At 72.5% G+C, this 23,303-nt stretch carries 8 protein-coding genes; 6 read left to right on the top strand and 2 right to left on the bottom strand.

Annotated elements, in window-relative coordinates; all coding sequences use genetic code 11:
- Positions 1 to 6: 6 nt before the first annotated feature.
- Together ACZ3OF_RS30245 and recQ are read left to right on the top strand one after the other, a co-directional pair.
- A complete protein-coding gene (locus tag ACZ3OF_RS30245) occupies positions 7 to 1,419 on the top strand; it encodes an aminopeptidase P family protein (protein WP_361676065.1) in 1,413 nt (470 codons plus the stop codon).
- Positions 1,420 to 1,511: 92 nt separating this feature from the next.
- Entirely contained in the window at positions 1,512 to 3,524 is a 2,013-nt protein-coding gene (recQ, locus tag ACZ3OF_RS30240; protein ID WP_467307923.1) for a DNA helicase RecQ, read from the top strand.
- A gap of 26 nt (positions 3,525 to 3,550) precedes the next feature.
- Here recQ and ACZ3OF_RS30235 read toward each other — a convergent pair whose 3' ends face one another.
- Positions 3,551 to 4,630: a winged helix DNA-binding protein gene (locus ACZ3OF_RS30235; protein ID WP_361676071.1), complete on the bottom strand. Its 1,080-nt coding sequence runs from the start codon at positions 4,628 to 4,630 to the stop codon at positions 3,551 to 3,553.
- A gap of 119 nt (positions 4,631 to 4,749) precedes the next feature.
- Complete coding sequence (locus ACZ3OF_RS30230) at positions 4,750 to 5,697, bottom strand: methionyl-tRNA formyltransferase (RefSeq protein ID WP_361676074.1); 948 nt, start codon at positions 5,695 to 5,697, stop codon at positions 4,750 to 4,752.
- A gap of 251 nt (positions 5,698 to 5,948) precedes the next feature.
- Between ACZ3OF_RS30230 and ACZ3OF_RS30225 the strand changes: the two genes are divergently transcribed.
- The 4 genes from ACZ3OF_RS30225 (at position 5,949) to ACZ3OF_RS30210 (ending at position 23,207) form a co-directional block, all read left to right on the top strand.
- Positions 5,949 to 7,301: a lysine N(6)-hydroxylase/L-ornithine N(5)-oxygenase family protein gene (locus tag ACZ3OF_RS30225; RefSeq protein WP_361676077.1), complete on the top strand. Its 1,353-nt coding sequence runs from the start codon at positions 5,949 to 5,951 to the stop codon at positions 7,299 to 7,301.
- Between the two features lie 139 nt (positions 7,302 to 7,440).
- Positions 7,441 to 8,487 carry an iron-siderophore ABC transporter substrate-binding protein gene (locus tag ACZ3OF_RS30220; RefSeq protein ID WP_361676080.1) on the top strand — a complete coding sequence of 349 codons (1,047 nt, stop codon included), beginning with the start codon at positions 7,441 to 7,443 and terminating at the stop codon, positions 8,485 to 8,487.
- A 237-nt stretch (positions 8,488 to 8,724) separates the two neighbouring features.
- The gene (locus tag ACZ3OF_RS30215; RefSeq protein WP_467307920.1) at positions 8,725 to 23,001 is read left to right on the top strand and encodes an amino acid adenylation domain-containing protein; all 14,277 of its coding nucleotides are present in this window, start codon (positions 8,725 to 8,727) and stop codon (positions 22,999 to 23,001) included.
- Positions 22,998 to 23,207, top strand: a complete 210-nt coding sequence (locus ACZ3OF_RS30210) for an MbtH family protein (RefSeq protein ID WP_361431872.1) — start codon at positions 22,998 to 23,000, stop codon at positions 23,205 to 23,207. The genes ACZ3OF_RS30215 and ACZ3OF_RS30210 overlap by 4 nt, the downstream gene beginning before the upstream one ends.
- The last annotated feature ends 96 nt before the right edge of the window (positions 23,208 to 23,303 follow it).

Here is a 23,303-nt window from a genome sequence, read left to right as displayed (position 1 = left end):
AACGCCGTGGCCAAGGGCCGAAAGAACGGTCTGTACGCAGGGATCTCCGAGGAGCTGTCCGCCCTCATGCGCACGGGGTGGGCCGATACCGAGCGGCACGACCTGACGCTCGACGAACAGGCTCCGTACGCGGCCCGCCGCCGCGCCGCGCTCTCCGCGCGTTTCCCCGGCGAACGCCTCGTGATCCCCTCGGGGAGCCTCAAGGTCCGCTCGAACGACGACCCCTACCCCTTCCGGCCGTACTCCGGCTATGTGCACATGACCGGGGACCAGGCACGGGACGGCGCGCTCGTCCTCGAACCCCGCGCGGAAGGCGGCCACGACGCCTACTGCTACCAGCTGCCCCGGGACAGCAGGGACGACGACGAATTCTGGACGGGCCCCACGGCCGAACTGTGGATGGGCCGGCGCCGCTCCCTCGCCGAGTCCGAGCGCGTGCTCGGACTCGCCTGCCGCGACGTCCGCACCGCGGCCGACGACCTGGCCGCCGGCACCGGCGTGCCCACCCGGATCGTCCGCGGTGTCGATCCGGCGCTGGAGGCCGCCGTCACCACCGACGAGGAGCGCGACGACGCGCTGGAGGAGGCGCTCAGCGATCTCCGGCTCGTCAAGGACGCCTGGGAGCTGGGCGAGATGCGCAAGGCCGTGGACTCCACGGTGCGCGGCTTCACCGACGCCATCGGGGAGCTCTCCCGGGCGGTCGCCTCGTCCGAGCGCTGGATCGAGGGGACCTTCTTCCGCCGGGCGCGTCTGGAGGGCAACTCCGTCGGCTACGGATCGATCTGCGCCGCCGGCGAGCACGCCACGATCATGCACTGGACGGACAACGACGGGCCGGTACGCCCGGGAGAGCTGCTCCTCTTCGACGCCGGCGTCGAGACGCGCACGCTCTACACCGCCGACGTCACGCGCACGCTCCCCGTCAGCGGCACGTTCACACCGGTGCAGCGCGCGGTCTACGACGCCGTGTACGAGGCCCAGGAGGCGGGCATGGCCGCCGTCAAGCCGGGCGCCGCCTACCGCGACTTCCACGAGGCGTCCCAGCGCCACCTGGCGGCCCGGCTGGTCGAGTGGGGCTTCATCGAGGGCCCCGCCGAGCGGGCGTACGAGCTCGGACTCCAGCGCCGCTTCACCATGGCCGGCACCGGTCACATGCTCGGCCTGGACGTCCACGACTGCGCGCACGCCAGGAACGAGGAGTACGTCGACGGCGTCCTGGAGCCCGGCATGGTGCTCACCGTCGAGCCCGGCCTCTACTTCCAGCCCGACGATCTCACCGTGCCCGAGGAGTGGCGCGGCATCGGCGTCCGCATCGAGGACGACCTGGTCGTCACCGACGACGGCCACGAGAACCTGTCGGCGGGGCTGCCGCGGTCCGCCGACGAGGTCGAGGCGTGGATGGCCCGCGTGGCGGGCTGACGACTCCGTCGCGACACTCCCCGGCCCGGGCGGTTGTCCACAGGTCCGGTGGACGGGCCGGGGGTGTCGGCGCACGCCGTTAGGCTTGTCGAATGGCCCTTCCGGATGCTTCCCCCACGATCTCCGACCCTCTCCAGGTGCTCCACCGCGTCTTCGGCTACAGCTCCTTCCGAGGCGAACAGCAGGAGATCGTCGAGCAGGTCGTCGGGGGCGGCGACGCCCTCGTCCTGATGCCCACCGGCGGCGGCAAGTCGCTCTGCTATCAGATCCCGGCGCTGGTGAGAGACGGCACGGGCATCGTGATCTCGCCCCTCATCGCGCTGATGCAGGACCAGGTGGACGCGCTCAACGCCCTCGGGGTGCGGGCCGGATTCCTGAACTCCACCCAGGACCCGTACGAGCGGCAGACCGTCGAGCAGGCCTTCCTCGCCGGCGAGCTCGACCTGCTCTACCTGGCCCCCGAGCGGCTGCGCTCCGAGGGGACGCAGCGGCTGCTCGACCGGGGCACGGTGTCGCTCTTCGCGATCGACGAGGCGCACTGCGTCGCCCAGTGGGGCCACGACTTCCGCCCCGACTACCTCGCGCTCTCCATGCTGCACGAGCGGTGGCCGAAGGTCCCGCGGATCGCGCTGACCGCGACGGCCACAGAGGCCACCCACGCGGAGATCGCGGCGCGCCTCGGTCTCCAGGACGCCCGTCACTTCGTCGCGAGCTTCGACCGGCCCAACATCCAGTACCGCATCGTCCCCAAGAACAGTCCCCAGAAGCAGGTCCTGGAGCTGATCCGCACCGAGCACGAGGGGGACGCCGGAGTCGTCTACTGCCTCTCGCGCGCCTCGGTCGAGAAGACCGCGGCCTTTCTCGTCGAGCAGGGGATCGACGCCCTGCCGTACCACGCCGGCATGGACGCCCGCGCGCGTGCGGCGAACCAGGCCCGCTTCCTGCGGGAGGACGGGGTCGTGATGGTGGCGACGATCGCCTTCGGCATGGGCATCGACAAGCCGGACGTCCGCTTCGTGGCCCACCTCGACCTGCCGAAGTCGGTCGAGGGCTACTACCAGGAGACCGGCCGGGCCGGCCGCGACGGGGAGCCGGCCACGGCATGGCTGGCGTACGGGCTGCAGGACGTGGTCCAGCAGCGCAAGATGATCGACGGCTCCGAGGGCGACGAGACGCACCGCCGCTCGCTGGCCGCGCATCTGGACGCGATGCTCGCGCTCTGCGAGACGGTCGAATGCCGCCGGGTGCGGCTGCTGGAGTACTTCGGACAGTCGGGCCGACCCTGCGGGAACTGCGACACCTGTCTGACACCGGCCGAGTCCTGGGACGGGACGGTCGCCGCGCAGAAGCTGCTGTCCACGGTCTGGCGCCTGGCGAAGGAGCGGCGCCAGAAGTTCGGCGCCGGTCAGATCATCGACATCCTCCAGGGCAAGAAGACCGCCAAGGTGATCCAGTTCGACCACGACGCGCTGTCGGTGTTCGGCGTCGGGGCGGACCTCGGCACGGCGGAGTGGCGCGGGGTCGTGCGCCAGCTCCTGGCGCAGCGACTGCTCGCGGTCGAGGGCGACTACGGAACGCTGGTGCTGACGGAGGCCAGCGGCGAGGTACTGGGCGGGCGCCGTACCGTACCGATGCGCAAGGAGAAGGCGCCCGCCGCCGCGGCCCGGACGGGTTCCGGCTCGCGCTCCGGCAAGGGCGCCCGGGTGCCCGTCGACCTGCCGGCCGAGGCCGTCCCGGTCTTCGAGGCCCTGCGGGCCTGGCGGGCCGCGACGGCCAAGGAGCAGGGCGTCCCGGCGTACGTCGTCTTCCACGACGCGACGCTGCGCGAGATCGCGACCCGGTTCCCGGCCACGGCCGCGGAGCTGGGCACCGTCGGCGGCGTGGGCGAGGCCAAGCTCACCAAGTACGCCCAGGGTGTCCTGGACACCCTGGGCGAGTGCCGCGCCCCCGGGGCGCCGGCGGCCGACCCCGCCGCGGCGTCGCCCGCGCCCGCGGCGTCGCCCGCGCCCGCCCGGCGGGACCCGGACCCGGACCCGTTCGACGACGAGCCGCCCGCCGACCCGGACGAGGAGCTGGACCCGCCGCCCTGGGACGACTGGCAGTAGGGTGCCGGTCCGCGTGACCGGGCCCGTCAGGGCTGATGGACGAGGAGCTCCCCTTCGGAGGGGAAGTACTCCTCCGCGGACATCTCCCGACCCGCTTCCGTGCGTAACCGGCGCAGCACCAGGCCCTGTTCGCCGCTCGTGGGGGCCTTCGCTCCCGTGACGATCACCACGCCCTCGTCCTCGTGGTGGAGCACGAGCCCGGGGGCGCCGGAGTAGGTCCGCTCGGAGACCGTCGCGGCGAGGAGTTCGAGACGTCGGCCCTGGTGGTGCGTGTAGGCGGTCGGGTACTGGTCGCGCCGGGCCTCGACCAGCCGGGCGATCCTCTCGGCCGGATGCGTCCAGTCGATCCGGCCGTCCTCGACGGAGTCCGTGCGGGCCGGGATCTCGTACCGCGCGGACTCATGGACCACGCTGGCCGGCGCCGGTTCGAGGTGACGGTGGACGCGGCGCAGGAGGGAGGCGAGCTGCTCGCGTTCCTCCGTGTCCAGCGGGGCGAGGATGTCGTCGTCGGTCGAGGCGATGTCCGCGTTGAGGAGATCGAGGAAGGAGCGGCCCTCAGGCGTCAGCCGTACGACGACGCGGCGCCGGTCGGCGGGATCCCGGCCGCAGTCGACATGGCCCGTCCTGACCAGATCGTTGACGATCTTCACCAGGTCGCTGGCGTTCATGTCCAGACGGGAGGCGAGGACCGTCTTCATCTGGGGGCCCAGGTCGGCGACCATCGCCATCACGGTCAGATGCCACAGGCGCAGTCCGTGGGCGGTCAGCCTGTCGGTGAGTCTGCGGCGCGCGGCCTTGCCGATCGCGTACATCAGATAGGCGTTGAGGTTCAGCACACTGGGCGGTGTCGTACTGAGCGAGGGCGGGCCGGAGGTGGCGGGGGAGCGGGGCCCGTCGTCGCCGGAGGTCACGGCGCCGGCGGTGTCGCTCCCGGCTCCGGCCTCGTTCCCGGTGACGTCGAGGTCGACGGTGCCGATCGTGAGATCCGCGTTGGCGAGCGAGCTGAAGACCTGTGCCCAGTCGGTCGGCATGTTCGATATGCCGACGACGGCGAACCGTGTGCCGTTCGCATCGTGCGCGGTGCCGGAGGTAACCCGTGGTTGCATCGATGTACCTGTTCGCAGTGCAAGTTAGGTGACCCTAACCAATCGGTTCGGAAGGATACCGGCGCCCCCAGGACCGTCTGGGGGCGCCGGAGTTCGGCGGTGCGGGGCGGGGAAGGCCGTCAGGGGCGGCTGGTGAGGTAACCGCCCATCGCGGTGAAGTAGTCGGTCGCGGACAGCTCCTGGCCGTCCTCGGTCCGTACGCGCGTGATGGCCAGGCCGTGGTTGCGGCCGGTGCGGGCGTCCGCGCCGGCGACGATCACCACACCCTCGCCCTCGCGGTAGAAGATGCGCCCGGGCGTGCCGCCGTAACGGCCCTCGGACACCACGGCGGCGAGGACTTCGAGGCGCCGGCCCTTGTGGAAGGTGAACGCGGCCGGGTAGGGCGCGGACTGGGCGCGGACCAGGCGCTCCAGGGCGTCGGCGGGCCAGTCCCAGTTGATCCGGATGTCTTCCTCGGACCGCTTGTGGAAGAAGCTGGCCTGCGAGCGGTCCTGCTTCGTGAACTCGGTCTGACCGGAGGCGATCAGATCCAGGGCGCCGACCGTGACGGGGGCGATGAGGTCGACCGTCTTGTGGAACAGGTCGGTCGCGGTGTCCGTGGGCTCCACCGTCACCGCGCGCTGGTCCACGATGTCGCCGGCGTCGAGCACCTCGTCCATCATGTGGGCCGTGACGCCGACTTCGGTCTCGCCGTTGATGAGGGCCCAGATGAGCGGGGAGAAGCCGGCGTACTTGGGCAGCAGGGAGTCGTGGACGTTGAGCGTGCCGTGGCGGGGGAGGGTGTAGATCCGCGGCGGGATCCAGGTGCGCCAGTTGTTGGCCACGATGATGTCGGGGTCGGCCTCCTTGAGGCGCTGGAACAGCTCGTCGTCGTCAGGCCTGTTGCGGATGACGACGGGGACGCCGTGCTCCTCGGCCAGGTCGGCGACGGAGTCGCTCCAGATCTTCTCGTAGGCGTGCTCGCTCTTGGGGTGTGTCACGACCAACACCACGTCGTGCTCGGAGTCCAGGAGAGCTTGCAGGGTGCGATGCCCCCAGGTCTGGTAACCGAACATGACGACCCGCATGGGGTTCCTCCTCAGAAGAGCGAATGACCGCCGCCAAGTAAAGCAAGGCTTACCTAAGGATGCAACGGCCCCTGTTTTCGGGCGTGTTCAGTGCCGTTTTCTCTTCCGCGCCCGATTCGTCCGGTCGACAGGTCGGGGCAAGTCAGGTTAGCTTTACCTAAGTTCGCCCTGGCCGACGTCACCGGCGGGCTCGGCGTCTCGTACTTTTCATCCTCGCCTGACAGGCGGCTGTCCCGCACGATGGGAGTGACATGTCTCAGGTTCTTCCTGGCGACGCACCTCTGATCCATGACCTCATAGGAATCGGCTTCGGGCCGTCCAACGTGGCCATGGCGATTGCGCTCAGCGAGCACAATGCTCGCGTCGGCAGGCAGGAGGCGGTCACTGCTCACTTCTTCGAGCGCCAGCCCAACTTCGGCTGGCACCGCGGCATGCTCATCGACGACGCCACGATGCAAGTGTCCTTCCTCAAGGACCTGGTGACGCTCCGTAACCCGTCCAGCGAGTACACCTTCCTGCGCTATCTGCAGAGCAAGGGCCGGCTGATCGACTTCGTCAACCACAAGAACCTCTTCCCGCTCCGCGTGGAGTTCCACGACTACTTCGAGTGGGCGGCGGCGAAGGTCGACGACATGGTCTCCTACGGCCACGAGGTCGTCTCCGTCGAGCCCGTCGTCCGCGACGGAGTCGTGGAGTACCTCGACGTGACGGCCCGCTCGGGCTCCGAGACCGTGGTCCACCGCGCCCGGAACCTCGTCATCGGCACGGGACTTCGCCCCCTCATGCCGGAGGGTGTCGAGCGGAGCGACCGCGTCTGGCACAACTCCGACCTGCTCGCCAAGGTGGACGGCCTGGAGGGCACCGACCCGACCCGCTTCATCGTGGTCGGCGCCGGCCAGAGCGCCGCCGAGAACGTGGCGTACCTGCACCGCCGCTTCCCCGACGCCGAGGTCTGTGCCGTCTTCTCCCGCTACGGCTACAGCCCGGCGGACGACAGCAGCTTCGCCAACCGCATCTTCGACCCCGAGGCGGTCGACGAGTACTTCACGGCTCCCGACGACATCAAGCGCCGGCTGATGGACTATCACGGGAACACCAACTACTCGGTCGTGGACATCGACCTGATCGACGAGCTCTACCGGGTCGCGTACCAGGAGAAGGTGCTCGGCACCGAGCGGCTGCGCTTCCTCAACATCTCGCGCCTGACCGGCGTCGAGGAGACCCCGGACACGGTCCGCGCCACCGTCACCTCCCTGGTCACCGGCGAGGAGAACGTGCTGGACGCCGATGTCGTGGTCCTGGCCACCGGCTACAGCCCCGCCGAGCCCCTGGGCATCCTCGGTGAGGTCGCGAAGAGCTGCCACCGCGACGAGCAGGGCCGGGTCCGCGTCGAGCGCGACTACCGCATCTCGACGGACCCCGAACTGCGCTGCGGCATCTATCTGCAGGGCGGCACCGAGCACACCCACGGCATCACCTCGTCGCTGCTCTCCAACACCGCGATCAGGGTCGGCGAGATCCTGGACTCGATCCTCGACCGCGGTCCGGAGCCTGTCCAGGACGAGCCGCGCCCGGTCGCCGACGGCATCGGCTCGGCCCGCTGACCTCCGCCTCCTCCCGCCAGGCCTCCACGTCCCCACCCCCCATCGCCCCACCGGCTCCACCCGCCCCCGGCTGCCTCGTAGCGTCCTCGTACGTGGCGGTCGTGGCACGCACCGTGTAATCCCCGTGAAAGGAACATCCGTGTCCACTGGTACGCGCCCCGCTCTGACGCGGTTCGTCAGACACTTCCCGCAGGTGGCCGTCGCCACCGTCGCCGCGCTCGCGCTGTCCGCCTGTGGGGGCGGCACCGAGAAGACCGAGGCCAAGCCCTCGGGCGAGGCGAGCAGCTCGACGTCCGCCGCCTTCCCCGTGACGGTGGAGCACAAGTACGGCTCCACCACCATCGACGCGGAGCCGAAGAGGGTCGTCACCCTGGGCCTGTCGGACCAGGACGCGGTTCTGGCGCTCGGGATCAAGCCGGTCGGCGCGGTGGACTGGTTCAAGGAGCAGCCGTACGGCAAGTGGCCGTGGGCGAAGGACAAGTGGGGGTCCACGAAGCCCGAGATCGTCGGTGAGCGCGACGAGTACAACATCGAGAAGATCGCGGCGCTGAAGCCCGACCTCGTCATCGCGCAGTACTCGGGGATGAAGAAGGAGCAGTACGACACGCTCTCGAAGTTCACCAAGGTCGTGGCGCAGCCCAAGGGCCTGCCCGACTACGGCGCGTCCTGGCAGGTCATGACGCGGCAGATCGGCAAGTCCCTCGGCAAGGACGCGGAGACCGAGAAGCTGATCTCCGGCATCGACGCGCGCTTCAAGGCCGTCCGCGACAAGCACCCCGAGTTCGCCCAGAAGACCATCGCCGTCGCCGACAGCTTCGAGGCCGGCAAGTACTCCGCCTTCACGAAGACCGACCCGAAGGCGATCTTCTTCAACGAGCTCGGCTTCAAGCTGAAGCCCGAGATCGACACCCTGGCGAAGCCGGGCTGGAACGTCGCCGAGCTGAGCGCCGAGAAGCTGAACGTGCTCGACGTCGACCGCCTCGTCTGGGTCACCTCCAGCACCGAGGCCAACGACCGCATCAAGGCCGAGCCGCTCTACAAGAAGCTGAAGGTCAACTCGGAGAAGCGCGACCTGTTCGTGCCCTACCAGGACCCGGACATCGGTGCCGCCTTCTCCTTCAACACCGTCCTGTCGATCCCGTACGCCATCGACGAGGTCGAGCCGCTGATCGCGGCCATCAAGTAAGCGCCCGTCACCGGCGTCCGGCCCGTCCGCCGGCACCCCGCCCGTCCCCCGGCAGCACCCGGCCCGTCCGCCGGCGCCGCCGGGGGCGGGCGGTGCCCTCGCCCTCCGCGCCCCGTTCCCGGCAGCACCGCGCCCCGCCACCGTGACGTACGGCGGCCCCTCCCCGGCGCGGGCCGGGAGCGGGGCGCACCGGACACACCTCACTGACGCATCACCAGGGAAAGGCCCATTCGAACGATGTTTGACGTCGAGTCGGACCGGACGTCCACCTCCGGCATACCCGTCACGGGCGGGCAATCCGGGATCTGGCTTGCCCAGCAGATCGACCCGGAGAGCTCCGCCTACAACATCGTGTTCGCCCTGGACCTGCACGGCGACGCCGACGTCGAGCGCCTCACCGCCTGTGTGCGGCAGGCCGTCCAGGAGGCCGAGAGCCTGCACGTGCGCGTCCGCGCGGGAGACGGCGGTCCCCGCCAGACACCCGCTCCCGCGCCGTTCGCCGTTCCCGTCGTCGACCTGCGCGCCGCCGCCGACCCCGAGCGGGCCGCCGCCGACTGGATGTCCGCCGACCGCGAGCGCCCCATGGATCTCGCCCAGGGCCCCCTCTTCGGCCATGCCGTGCTGCGTCTCGCCGACGACCACGCCGTCTGGTACCAGCGCTACCACCACATCGTCATCGACGGCATGGGCGTCGCGCTCATCACCCGCCGGGCCGGTGAGCTGTACACCGCGGGTGACACCGCTCCCGCACCCCGCGACTGGGCGGTCTCCCGCCTGGTCGACGCCGAGCGCGCCTACCGCGCCTCCGCCTCGCACGAGGAGGACCGCGCCTACTGGCTGGCCCGCATTGCCGACCGGCCCGAGCCCGTACGCCTCGTCGAGCGCGCCCCCCTGCCCATGACCCGGCGGCTGCGGCGTACGTCGGAGCTGACGGCCGACCAGAGCCGACGGCTCCACGCCGCCGCCGAGCGCGCCGGCACCCGGCCGTCCCGCGTGCTCGTCGCCGCCGTGGCCGCCTACCTCCACCGGGTCAGCGGCGAGCAGGACCTCGTCCTCGGCCTGCCGATCGCCGCCCGCCAGGACGCGGTCTGCGCCGAGGTCCCCGGCATGGTCTCCAACATCGTGCCGCTGCGCCTCTCCATCCGCCCCGGCACCACCGTCGCCGAACTCCTCGCCGGTGTACGGCACGCGGTCGGCGAGGCCGTCGCCCACGGGCGCTACCGGGCCGAGGACCTGGCCAGGGAACTGGGCCTGCCCGACGGCGTGCACGAACTCGTCGGCCCCACGGTCAACGTCCTCCCGCGCCCGGACGACCTGCGGTTCCGTGATCTCGAGACCGAACTCGAACCGGTCTGGCTCGGCCCGGTCAGCGACCTGGCCCTCAGCTTCGCCGAGTGCAGCGACGGGCTCGGGATCTGCGTCCACCTCGACGCCGACGCCGAGGTCTGCGACGAGGAGACACTGCGGGACCACGAGCGCCGCTTCCTCGCCCTCCTCCACGCGTTCGTCGCGGACCCCGACCGCCCGGTCGGCCACCTCGAACTGACCTCGTCCCCGGAACGGACCCGGCTCCTCGACGAGTTCGGCGACAAGCCCCGGGAGTCGGCCGAGCTCTCCTGGCCCGCCGCCTTCGAGGCCCAGGTCAGCCGCACCCCGGACGCCGTCGCCCTCGTCTGCGAGGACCGGGAACTCACGTACGCCGACCTGAACGTGGCCGCCAACCGGCTCGCCCGCCTCCTGGCCTCCCGTGGCGTCGGAGCCGAGGACGTCGTCGCCGTCGCCGTCCCGCGCTCCGTCGACCTCGTCGTCTCCCTGCTCGCGGTGATGAAGGCGGGCGCGGCCTACCTGCCGCTGGACGCCGATCACCCGCAGGACCGCATCGCCTACATGCTGGCCGACGCCGGCGCGCGCACGGTCGTCACCACCCGCGAGCTGTCCGACGCGCTGCCCGACGCCCCCGGCGTCGCCCGCCTGCTCCTCGACGAGCCGTCCCTGACGGCCGAGCGCGACGCCCTCGACGGCGCGGACCTGGGCCTCGACATCGCCCTGGACCGTGCGGCGTACGTCATCTACACCTCGGGCTCCACCGGCCGCCCCAAGGGCGTCGTCGTCTCCCACGACGGCGTCGGCAGCCTCATCGCCACCGCCACCGACCGCATCGGGATCACCGCCGACAGCCGGGTCGTCCAGTTCGCCTCCGTGGGCTTCGACGTGACGGTCTGGGACCTGATCATGTCGCTGTGCGTCGGCGGCCGGATCATCGTGGTCCCCACCGAGCGCCGCGTCGCCGGACCCGCGCTCACCGAGTACGTCGCCCGCCACGGCGCCACCCACATGATCCTCCCGCCGTCCCTCGTCTCGGCCCTGCCGCAGGACTGCGAGCTGCCGGACGGCGCCGTCCTGATCGTCGGCACCGAGGCGGTGCCCAGCGAGCTGATCGCCCGCTGGGCCGGACGGCTCCAGGTCGTGGTCGCGTACGGCCTCACCGAGGCGACCGTCAACTCCACGCTCTGGGTCGCCACCCCCGACCGGCCCGGACCCGCGCCGATCGGCGAACCCGACCCCAACACCCGTGCCTACGTGCTCGATTCGGCGCTCCGTCTGGTGCCCGTCGGCACCGAGGGCGAGCTGTACGTCTCCGGCCGCGGCCTCGCCCGCGGCTACCTGGGCCGACCGGGACTCACCTCCGAACGCTTCGTCGCCGACCCGTACGCCACCGAGCCCGGCGCCCGGATGTACCGCACGGGCGACCGCGTCCGCTGGGGCGACGACGGCAACCTGGAGTTCCTCGGCCGCGCCGACGGCCAGATCAAGATCCGCGGCCACCGCATCGAGCCCGGCGAGATCGAGAGCGCCTTCATGGCCTGCCCGGGCATCGCCCAGGCCGCCGTCCTCGTCCGCGAGGACCACCGGAGCGCCAAGCGGCTCGTCGCCTACCTCGTCGCCGAGGCCGGTACGGACCCCGAGGCCTCCGTCACCGAGGCGCGGGCCCGGATCGCCGGGACGCTGCCCGACTACATGGTCCCGTCCGCCGTCGTACGCCTCGACGGGCCGCTGCCGCTGACGCCCAACGGCAAGCTCGACCGCCGCGCCCTGCCCGAGCCCCGGTGGACCGCGACGGCCGGCGGCGACGCGCCCACCACCCCCGCCGAGACCGCGCTCGCCGCGCTCTTCGCCGAGGTGCTCAGCCTTCCCTCGGTCGGCGTCCACGACAGCTTCTTCGAACTGGGCGGCGACAGCATCGTCGCGATCCAGCTCGTCAACCTCGCCCGCGAGGCCGGGCTCGCGATCACCCCGCGTGACGTCTTCCGGCAGCGGACCGTGGCGGGGCTCGCCCGGACCGCCGCACCGCTCACCGCCGACGCGTCCACCGAGGACCCCCGAGCGGTGGAGCTCGACGAGGACGCGCTGCCCGTCTCCCCGCTCCAGGAAGGTTTCTTCTTCCACGCGGAATTCGACCAGGAGGCCGCCGACCTCTACGTCGTCCAGGAACTCCTCGACCTCGCGGGCACTGTCGAACCGGACCGGCTCCGGCGGTCGCTCCAGCTGCTCCTCGACCGGCACGCGCTGCTGCGCGCCTCCTTCCGCCAGCTCCCCGGCGGCGAGGTCGTCCAGCGGATCGCCGACCGCACCGACCTTCCGTGGCGCGAGGCCGACACCGCCCGCACCCCCGTGGAGGACATTCTGCGGCAGGACCGCGCCGAGGGTTTCGACCTCGCCCGGCCGCCGCTGATGCGGGCCACCCTGATCCGCGACGGGCAGCGCCACCGGCTGCTGCTCACGCTGCACCACATCATCGCCGACGGCTGGTCGGTCTCCGTCATGCTGCGTGAACTGACCGCCGCCTACCGGGGTGACGCCCTGCCCGAGGCGCCCGCCTCGCGGGCGTACCTGGGCTGGCTCGCGAGCCGCGACCTCGACGCCGCCCGCGACGCGTGGCGCCACGCCCTGGCCGGCCTGGACGGCCCGACCCGGCTGCCCGCCCTCGCCTCCGCCACGGACGACCACCAGGCCGCGCCGGTCGCCAGACCCGAGCACGTCGACGTCCGGCTGCCCGAGTCCCTCACCGCCGACCTCACGGCCCGCGCCCGCAGCCACGGGCTCACCCTCGGCACCGTCCTGAACGGCGGCTGGGCGCTGCTCCTCGGCGGTCTGACCGGCAGCCAGGACGTCGTGTTCGGCACCACCGTATCCGGACGTACGACCGAGGTCAGGGGCCTGGACTCGGCCGTCGGCCTGTTCATCAACACCGTGCCGGCCCGCGTCACCCTGCGCGGCGGCGAGTCGCTCGCCGAGCTGCTGCGCCGTGTCCAGGACGAGCACGGGGCCCTCCTGGACCACCAGCACCTCGGGCTCGCCGAGATCCAGCGGCTCGCGGGCGGCGGGGAACTCTTCGACACGCTCGTGGTTTTCGAGAACTTCCCCTCCGGCGACCTGTCCACCGCACAGGACACCGCGCACGACACCGCGCAGGTCCAGGAGACGCTGCGCGTCACCGGGGCCGAGGTCTTCGACGCGGTGCACTACCCGCTCGCCCTGATCGTCGAGCACGACGGCGACCACCTCTCGCTGCGTTTCAAGTACGACGCGGCCCGGCTCGACCAGCTGACCGTGGCGGTCGTGGCCCACCGGTTCGAGGCCCTGCTGCGGACGCTCGTCGACGACCCCGCCCGCCCGGTCGCCCGCGTCGGGACGCTCTCCGACCGCGAGCAGGAGCGCCTCACCGCGCTGAACGACACGGCCCACCCGCTGCCCGACGCGGACGCCACCCTCGCCTCCCTCTTCGCCGCGCAGGTGGCACGGACGCCCGACGCCCCCGCCGTCGTCTTCGAGGGCACCACCCTGTCCTACGCCGAACTCGACCGGCGCGCCGAGGCGCTGGCCCGGCGGCTGCGGGCCCGGGGCGCCGGCCCCGAGCGGTTCGTCGCGGTCGCGGTGCCCCGCTCCGCCGAGCTCATGGTCGCGCTGCTCGGCGTCCACAAGGCGGGCGCCGCCTACCTGCCCCTCGACCTCGACTACCCCGCCGACCGGGTGGCGTTCATGCTCGCCGACTCCGGGGCCCGTACGGTCGTGACCACCGGCGACGCGGCCGGGCGGCTGCCCGACGTACCCGGGCTCGCACACGTCCTGGTGGACGGCGACGACGAGGCGGCCGACACGCCGGCCGCGCACGCGCGACCCGACCACCCCGCCTACCTCATCTACACCTCGGGCTCCACCGGGCGCCCCAAGGGCGTCGCCGTCACCCACCGCGCGATCGTCAACCGACTCGCCTGGATGCAGCACGAATACGGACTCACCGTCCACGACCGCGTGCTCCAGAAGACCCCGTCCAGCTTCGACGTGTCCGTCTGGGAGTTCTTCTGGGCCCTCGTCGAAGGCGCGACCGTCGTCCTCGCCCGCCCCGACGGACACCGCGACCCGGCCTACCTCGCCGAGCTGATCCGGACCGAGCGCATCACGACGACGCACTTCGTGCCCTCGATGCTGGCCGCGTTCGTCCAGGTCATGGAGGCCGCCCCGGGCGCCCCCGAGTGGGCCACGAGCCTGCGTCGCGTGTTCTGCAGCGGCGAGGCCCTCACCGGCCCCGACGCCCGCCGATGGGCGGAGCTGACCTCCCGCAGGGGCCACGGCCCCGTGCCGCTGCACAACCTCTACGGCCCCACCGAGGCCGCCGTCGACGTCACGTACTTCCCGTACGAGGGTGGCGACGAGCTCGCCGTCCCGATCGGCCACCCCGTCTGGAACACGCGCCTCCACGTCCTCGACTCCTTCCTGCGCCCCGTCCCGGACGGTGTGCCCGGCGAGCTGTACCTCGCCGGCGTCCAGCTGGCCCGCGGCTACCACGACCGGCACGCACTGACCGCCGAGCGGTTCGTCGCCGACCCGTTCGGGGAGCCCGGCGCCCGGATGTACCGGACCGGCGACCTGGTCAGCCGGCGCGCCGACGGCGCCGTCGAGTACCTCGGCCGCACCGACCGCCAGGTCAAGGTGCGCGGCAACCGCGTCGAACTGGGAGAGATCGAGGCCGCCCTGGCCGCCCTCCCGGGTGTCGCCCGGGCCGCCGTAGTCGTCCGGGACGGAACGCTCCTCGGCTACGCGGTACCGGCTCCCGGAGGCACCGCCCCGGACGGCGAGGCCCTCCACGCGGCGCTCGCCGAGGCGTTGCCCGCGGCGATGGTGCCGACGGCCGTCGTGGCCCTCGACGAGCTGCCGCTGACGCCCAGCGGCAAGCTCGACCAGAACGCCCTGCCCTCACCGTCCGTCGCCCCCCGGGCCGGCGGTCGCGCGCCGCGCGACGAGCGCGAGCGCGCCCTCTGCGAGATCTTCACCGATGTCCTCGGCATGGCCGGGATCGGTGCCGACGACGACTTCTTCGTCCTGGGCGGCGACAGCCTCACCTCGATCGCCGTCGCCACCCGGGCCCGTGAAAGGGGACTGACCATCAGCCCGCGCGATGTGTTCGAGCACCGCACGCCCGCCGCGCTCGCCGCGACGGCCACGAACGTGCCGGACGAACCCGCCGTCGAGGCCGCTCCAGAAGCGCCCGCCGCCGGGGTGACCATGTCCGCCACCGACGCCGGACAGGCCGCCGCCGCCCTCCAGGCGATGCTCGCCGCACAGCAGCAGTCCGGCGCGGCCGTCGACCCGGCCCTCCAGGCACTGCTCGACCAGCTGACCGCCGCCGCCCCGGCGGAGCCCCCGGCCCCGGCCCCGCTCGGCGGCCTCGAACTGACCTCCGAGGAGACCGGACGCATCGAGGCCGTCTCAGGCCTCCCGGTCGCCGACGTCTGGCCGCTCTCCCCGCTCCAGGAGGGCATGTACTTCCACGCCACCTACGACACCGGTGACGCCCTCGACGTCTACCTGTCGCAGGAGACCCTGGACTTCGACCGCCCCCTGGACGCCGACCGGCTGCGCGCCGCATGCCGGGCGCTCCTGGAGCGCAACGCGAGCCTGCGCGCCGGGTTCACCAGCGACGGCCTGCCCCGGCCCGTCCAATTCATCGCCGACGGCGCCGAGATCCCGCTGACCGAGACCGATCTGTCCGCGCTGCCCGCCGACGAGCGGTGCGCCCGCGTGGACGCGCTCCTCGCCGCCGACCGCCGGCAGCGCTTCGACCTGTCCGCGCCGCCGCTCTGCCGCCTCCAGCTGATCCGGCTCGGCGACGGCCGCGACCGGCTCGTCGTCACCCACCACCTCATCCTGTGGGACGGCTGGTCGGCCTGGCTGTTCCTCGAGGAGCTGTTCACGCTGTACGAGCGGGCCGGCGACACCACCGGTCTGCCCGCCCCCGGCTCGTACCGCGACTACCTGGCCTGGCTGGACCGGCAGGACACGGACCAGGCCCTCGACGCCTGGCGCGGCGCCCTCTCCGGCTTCGACGAGCCGACGCTCGTGGCGCCGGCCGGCCGCGACGCCGGCCCGGTCATCCCGGCCGACTTCGACGCCGTCCTGACCAAGGAGACCAGCGACCGGCTCCGCGCCCTGGCCCGCCAGCACGGCCTCACCCTGAACACCGTGCTCAACGCCGCCTGGGGCCTGGTCCTCTCGGCGATGACGGGCCGCGGCGACGTCGCCTTCGGCACCGCGGTCGCCGGACGCCCGGCGGACGTGCCGGACGTCGCCGGCATCATCGGCATGTTCCTCAACACCATCCCGGCACGCGTCGCGTTCGCGCCCGACGAGCCGCTGCTCGACCTGCTGCGCCGCATGCAGTCCGAGCGGGCCGGCGTCATGCCGTACGAGTACGTCGGCCTCGGCACCCTCCAGCAGGAGACCGGCCACCGCCGTCTGTTCGACACCCTCTTCGTGCTGCGCTCCGCCGACGGCGAGGACCGTGCCGCATCGCTCCGGCAGCGGCACGGCATCACCGACGTATCGAACGTGGACGGCACGCACTTCCCGCTCACCCTGATCGTCACGCCCGAGACCCGGCTGCGGGTCACCCTGGCGGCACGGCCCGACCTGTTCGACGCGGAGGCCGCGACCACGATCCTCGGCCGGTTCACGACCGTCCTGGAGCGGCTCGTCGAGCTCCTCTCCGCCCCGGACGCCGTCTCCGCGCTCACCGTCGGCGTGGACCTGCTGCTGCCGCCGGAGCGCGCCGCCCTCGCGGCCGAGCGGGCCGGCAGCCGCGAACCCGTGCCGAACGAGACCATCGCCGACATGCTGACGGCCCAGGTCGCCCGTACCCCCGACGCGGTCGCGCTCGTCTTCGGCGAACGCGCCCTCACGTACGCCGAACTGGACGCGCACATCAACCGGATCGCCCGGCTGCTGCTCGCCCGGGGCGCGGGTCCGGAGAAGGTCGTGGCGCTCGCCCTGCCGCGCTCCATCGACATGGTCGCCGCCCTGTTCGCCGTACTGCGGACCGGCGCCGCGTACCTGCCGCTCGACCTGGACCACCCGGCCGACCGGCTGCGGCTGATGGTCGAGGACACCGGGCCCCTGTGCCTGGTCTCCACCAAGGCCGTCGCCCCGACCCTCCGGGGACCCCAGGGCGCCGTCGCCCCCGAACTCCTGCTGGACGACGAGGCCCTGGCCGCCGAGCTGGCCGCCCTGCCCGGCGGGGAGATCACCGACGCCGAGCGGCCCGCCTTCGCCCACGACATCGCGGACCGGCTCGAACACCCGGCGTACGTCATCTACACCTCCGGCTCGACCGGCCGGCCCAAGGGCGTCGTCACGCCCTACCGGGGTCTGACGAACATGCAGCTCAACCACCAGAAGGAGATCTTCGACCCGGCGATCGCCTCGGCCGGCGGACGGCGACTGCGCATCGCGCACACCGTCTCCTTCGCCTTCGACATGTCCTGGGAGGAGCTGCTCTGGCTCGTCGAGGGCCACGAGGTCCACGTCTGCGACGAGGAGCTGCGCCGCGACGCCGAGGCACTGGTCGCCTACTGCGACCGGCACCAGGTCGACGTCGTCAACGTGACCCCCACCTACGCCCAGTTGCTCATCGAGGAGGGGCTTCTCGACCGCGACGAGACGGCCGGGAAGCACCGTCCCGCGCTGGTCCTGCTCGGCGGCGAGGCCGTGTCCGACACCGTGTGGAGCACGCTGCGCCGCACCGACGGGACGTACGGCTACAACCTCTACGGGCCGACCGAATACACCATCAACACCCTCGGCGGCTCCACCACGGACAGCGCGACCTCCACGGTCGGCATGCCCATCCGCAACACCCGCGCCCACGTCCTGGACGCCATGCTGCGCCCGGTCCCGCCCGGCTGCCCCGGCGAGCTGTACATCGCCGGCACGGGCCTGGCCCGCGGCTACCACGACCGTCCCGGCCTGACCGCCGAGCGTTTCGTCGCCGACCCCTTCGGCGAGCCGGGCGAGCGGATGTACCGCACCGGTGACCTCGTACGGCAGCGGCTCGACGGGCTGCTCGACTTCCTGGGCCGCACCGACGACCAGGTGAAGATCCGCGGCTACCGGATCGAACTCGGTGAGATCTCCACGGCCCTCTCCTCGCACCCCGACGTCGCCCACGCGGCCGTCGTCGTCAACGAGAGCACCGGCACCAAGCGTCTCGTCGGCTACTTCGCGCCGGAGGACGGCACGGAGCCCGGCGATGAGCTGCTCCAGCGGCTGCGCGACCACCTGAAGGCCGCGCTGCCCGACTACATGGTCCCCTCCGCGCTCGTCCCCGTGGACACCCTTCCGCTCACCGTCAACGGCAAGCTCGACGTACGGGCCCTGCCCGCCCCGGACTTCGCCGGAACCGGTACGAGCCGCGCCCCCCGCACGGAGCGGGAGGAGACGCTCTGCGCGCTCTTCGCCGAGGTGCTTGGCCTGCCGGAAGGCAGCGTCGGCATCGACAGCGACTTCTTCGAGCTGGGCGGCCACTCGCTACTGGCCACCCGCCTCGTCAGCCGGGCCCGCACCGCCCTGGACGCCGAACTCGCCATCCGCGACCTCTTCGAGGCACCCACGGTGGCCGAACTGGTCGAGCGCGCGGACCGCTCCGACGGCGCCGCCCGACCCGCGCTGACCGCGGGGGAGCGGCCCGACGAGCTGCCGCTCTCGCACGCCCAGCAGCGGCTCTGGGTCATCCAGCAGATCGAATGCACCTCGGCCGCGTACAACTTCCCGCTGGTCATGCGGCTGCGCGGCGCCCTCGACGTCGAGGCGTGGGGGACGGCGCTCGCCGACGTGACCGCCCGGCACGAAGCCCTGCGGACGGTGTTCGTGGAGCACGAGGGCCAGGCCGTCCAGCGCGTGCTGCCCGCCGACGAGGCCCGGCCCGTGGTGGAGCGGCTGCGGGGCACCGAGGACGAGGTCCCCGACCTCGTCGAGGCCGCCGTCAACCGACCCTTCGACCTCGCGACCGAACTGCCGCTGCGCGCCACGGTCGTGGAGCTGGCACCGGGGGAACACGTCGTCGTCCTGCTGCTCCACCACATCACCACCGACGAGTGGTCGGACCGCCCCTTCCTGCGCGACCTGGCCACCGCCTACGCGGCCCGCGTCGACGGCGCGGCCCCCCGGTGGGAGCCGCTGCCCGTCCAGTACGCCGACTACGCCCTCTGGCAGCAGCGGCTGCTCGGCGACCCGGCGGAGGCGGACAGCCTGGCCGCACGGCAGCTGGAGTACTGGCGCACGACCCTGGACGGCGCCCCCGAAGAGCTGGAACTGCCCACGGACCGTCCCCGCCCGGCCCGGCCGGCGTTCTCCGGCGCCGAGCTGGACATCGCCTTCGACGCCGATGTCCACGAGGGCCTGAAGCGGCTCGCCCGCGAGTCCGGCGCCAGCATGTTCATGGTCGTCCACGCGGCCGTGGCCGCCCTGCTGCACCGCCTGGGCGCCGGTACGGACATCCCCCTCGGCTCGCCCATCGCGGGGCGCGGCGACGAAGCCCTCGACGACCTGGTCGGCTTCTTCGTCAACACGCTGGTGCTGCGCACCGACCTGAGCGGCGACCCGAGCTTCACCGAGCTGCTCGCCCGGGTCCGGGAGACCGACCTGGCCGCGTTCTCGCACGCGGACGTGCCGTTCGAGTCCGTGGTGGAGAAGCTCAACCCCACCCGCTCCCTCTCCAGGAACCCGCTCTTCCAGGTGATGGTCGGCTACCACGCCCGCACGGGCGACGGACTGGAACTGTCCGGCCTCAGCGCCGACCACGTCCCCTTCCGCATCCGCTCGGCCAAGTTCGACCTCGTGTTCAGCTTCACCGAGCACACGCCGGCCGACGGCGGCGCCGGCTCGCTCGGCTGCCGACTGGAGTTCGCCACCGAGCTCTTCGACCACACCACCGCCGAGCGCCTCGGCGAGCGCCTCCGCGCGCTCGTCGCGGCCCTCGTCGCCGCGCCCGGCCAGCCCGTCTCGCGGGCCGAGATCCTCGCCGACGACGAGCGGCAGCTGGTCCTGGAAGGCTTCAACGGCACGGCCCGCGAGGTCGACGAGGAGTCGTTCCCGGACCTGTTCGCGCAGCGGCTCGCCGAGCGCCCCGACGCGGTCGCCGTCGTCGACCGCGACCGGTCCGTGACGTACGCGGAGCTCGACGCCCGCGCCAACCGCCTCGCCCGGCTCCTCGCGGCCCGCGGAGTCGGTGCCGAGAGCGTCGTCGGCGTGGCCGTGCCCCGCTCCGTCGACATGGTCGCCACGGTGCTCGCCGCGCTGAAGCTGGGCGCCGCGTTCCTGCCCCTCGACCTGGTCCACCCGGCCGACCGGCTGACGTACATGATCGAGGACTCGCGGGCGGCGCTCGTGGTCGGCACCGAGCCGGTCGCGGGCAAGATCCCCGAGGTGACGGGCGTGCCGGTGGTGCTGCTCGACGAACCGTCGGTCGCCGCCGAGCTGGAGACCCTGCCGGAGACCGCGGTCGACGGGAAGCCGGTCCTCCTGGACCAGGCCGCGTACGTCATCTACACCTCCGGCTCCACCGGACGCCCCAAGGGTGTCGTCGTCCCGCACGAAGGCGTCTCCAGCCTCGTCGCCACCGCCGTCGACCGCATGGGCCTGGAACACGACAGCCACGTCCTGCAGTTCGCGTCGATCGGCTTCGACGTCTTCGCCTTCGAACTGGCGATGGCGCTCTGCCACGGCGGCCGGCTCGTCCTCATCACGGACGAGGCTCGGGTCGCGGGACCGGCGCTCACCGACTTCCTCGCGCAGCAGCGGATCACCCACATGATCCTGCCCCCGTCCCTCGTCTCGGCCCTGCCGCCCGGCTGCGAGCTGCCCGAAGGATCGACCGTCCTGGTCGGCACGGAGACCGTGCCGCCGGACGTCTTCGAACGGTTCGGCGCCACGGCCCACCTGATCTGCGCCTACGGACTCACCGAGGCGACGGTCAACTCCACGCTGTGGCCCTCGCGCGAGCATGGGGGCCGCCCGTCCGGCAGGGTGCCCATCGGCCGGCCCGACCCCAACACCCGCTGCTACGTCCTGGACGAGCACCTGCGGCCGGTCCCGCCGGGCGTCGTCGGTGAGCTGTACGTGGCCGGACGCGGCCTCGCCCGCGGCTACCTCGGCAAGACCGCGCTGACCTCGGAGCGGTTCGTCGCCGACCCGTACGGCCCGCCCGGCAGCCGGATGTACCGCACCGGTGACCGCGCCCGCTGGCGCGCGGACGGCAACCTCGACTTCCTCGGGCGCGTCGACACCCAGGTCAAGGTCCGCGGCTTCCGCATCGAGCTGGGAGAGATCGAGGCCGCTCTCGCCGGACACCCGTCGGTCGCCCAGGCAGCCGTGCTGCCCGACCGCGACGGCGACATCGTCCGACTCGTCGGCTACGCCGTCCCCGAGGCGGGGGAGTCCGTGGAGCTCGACCCGCAGGAGCTGCGCGCCCACGTCGCCGGGCAGCTGCCCGAGTACATGGTCCCCGCGCTCGTCGTGCCGCTGGACGGCCCGCTGCCGCTGACCCCCAACGGCAAGCTGGACCGCAAGGCGCTGCCCGTGCCGGACTGGGCGGCGATGACCGGCGACGCGCTGCCGGCCAACGAGACGCAGGCCAGGCTCGCCGCCCTCTTCGGTGAGATCCTCAAGCTGGAGCGGGTCGGCGTCCACGACAACTTCTTCGCGCTCGGCGGCCATTCGATGGCCTCCATGCGGCTCCTCGGCCGTATCCGCGCCGAGTTCGGCGTCGAACTGAGCATCAGGGACGTCTTCGACGCGCTGACCGTCGCCGGAATCGAGGGCAAGCTCAAGGGCGCGTCGACGGCCCGCCCGGCGCTGCGCCCGGCCGAGGTCCGCCAGGAGCCGCTCCTCGCCGCCCCCGTCCAGCGCTGGCAGTGGGACGCCTACCTGCGTACGCCCCGCTTCGACCACGCGCTGGTACTGCGCTCGCCCGGCGGCCTGGACGCGGACCTGCTGTCGGCGGCGCTCGCCGACGTCGCGGCCCGTCACGAGCCCCTGCGAACGGCCTTCACGGAGCACGACCGCGCGCTCCACCACCGGCCCGTCCAGCCCCCGGTGCTCGTCCTGGAGGAGTGCGCGGACCTGGAGGCGCGCCTGACCGAACTGGCCGCAGGAGCTCCGGAGCCGGACCGTGCGGCACCGCTCGGCGCCTGCCTGCTGACGGCGGCCACCGGCGAGCAGGCGCTGCTCCTGACCATGCACTACCTGGCGGTGGACGAATGGTCGGTGGTCCCGCTCTTCCGTGACCTGACGGCGGCCTACGGGGCACGTACGGAGGGCCGCGCGCCCGAGTGGCAGCCGCTGCCGGTCTCGTACGCCGACTACGCCCACTGGGCCCGCGAGGTCCTGGGCGACCTGGACGACCCGGACAGCCGAGGCGGCCGGCAGCTCGCCTACTGGCGCGACACCTTGAAGGACGTACCCACCGAGCTGGCCCTCCCGGCGGACGGCCCGCGCTCGTCCACGCCCGGCGCGGACCATGTGGGCTTCGTCCTCGACGAGCGGCTTCACGCGGCCGTGGACGACCTGGCCCGGGCGACCGGCACCAGCATGTTCATGGTGCTGCACGCCGCCCTGGCGGCGCTGCTCACGGCCCACGGCGCGGGCACCGACCTGCCCATCGGCACGATGGTCGCCGGCCGTACGGACGACCAACTGGCCGACCTGGTCGGCTGCTTCTTCAACACGGTCGTGCTGCGCACCGACACGGGCGGCGACCCGACGTTCGCGGAGCTGCTGTCCCGCGTACGGGAGACCACGCTCGGCGCCCTCGACCGGCAGGACGTCCCGTTCGAGGAGGTCGTCCGGGCGACCGGACTGCCCCAGGAGGGCCCGCAGGTCATGGTGATCCACCATGAGCAGGCGGACCTGGAGCAGTTGGAGGGCGGGGTCGGATCCCTCGACGCCGTACCGACCGGCTCGACCAGGGCGCGGCTGACCCTCAGCTTCTACGAGCCGCGGGGCGACGGTCCGGTCCACTGCGGCCTGATCCACGCCACCGACCTGCTCGGTACGGCCAAGGCACGGCGACTCGCCGACGAACTTCAGAGGCTGCTGCACGCCGTGGCAGCCGATCCCGGACAGCCGCTCTCGGAGCTGTTCACCACCATGACCGCGCGTTCGACAAGGAGTGACAACGCATGAGCACCAACCCGTTCGAGGACCCGCAGGGCCGCTTCCTGGTCCTCGTCAACGACGAGAACCAGCACTCGCTGTGGCCCTCCTTCGCCGAGGTGCCCGCCGGCTGGCGCACCGCCTTCGGCGAGGAGACGCGCGAGGCGTGCCTGGCGTACGTCGAGGAACACTGGACGGACCTCCGCCCGGCGAGCCTCGCCGCGCAGCAGGCCTGACGCACCCGCCTGAACGCCGCCGCCCTGGAGGGACCTCCACGGGCGGCGGCGTTCGTGCTCGGGGGCTTGTCGGCGTGGACGGGCCACGAGCCCCCG

The organism is Streptomyces sp. NPDC022552 (assembly GCF_055561875.1).
This window is presented reverse-complemented; position numbering and strand designations above follow the sequence as displayed.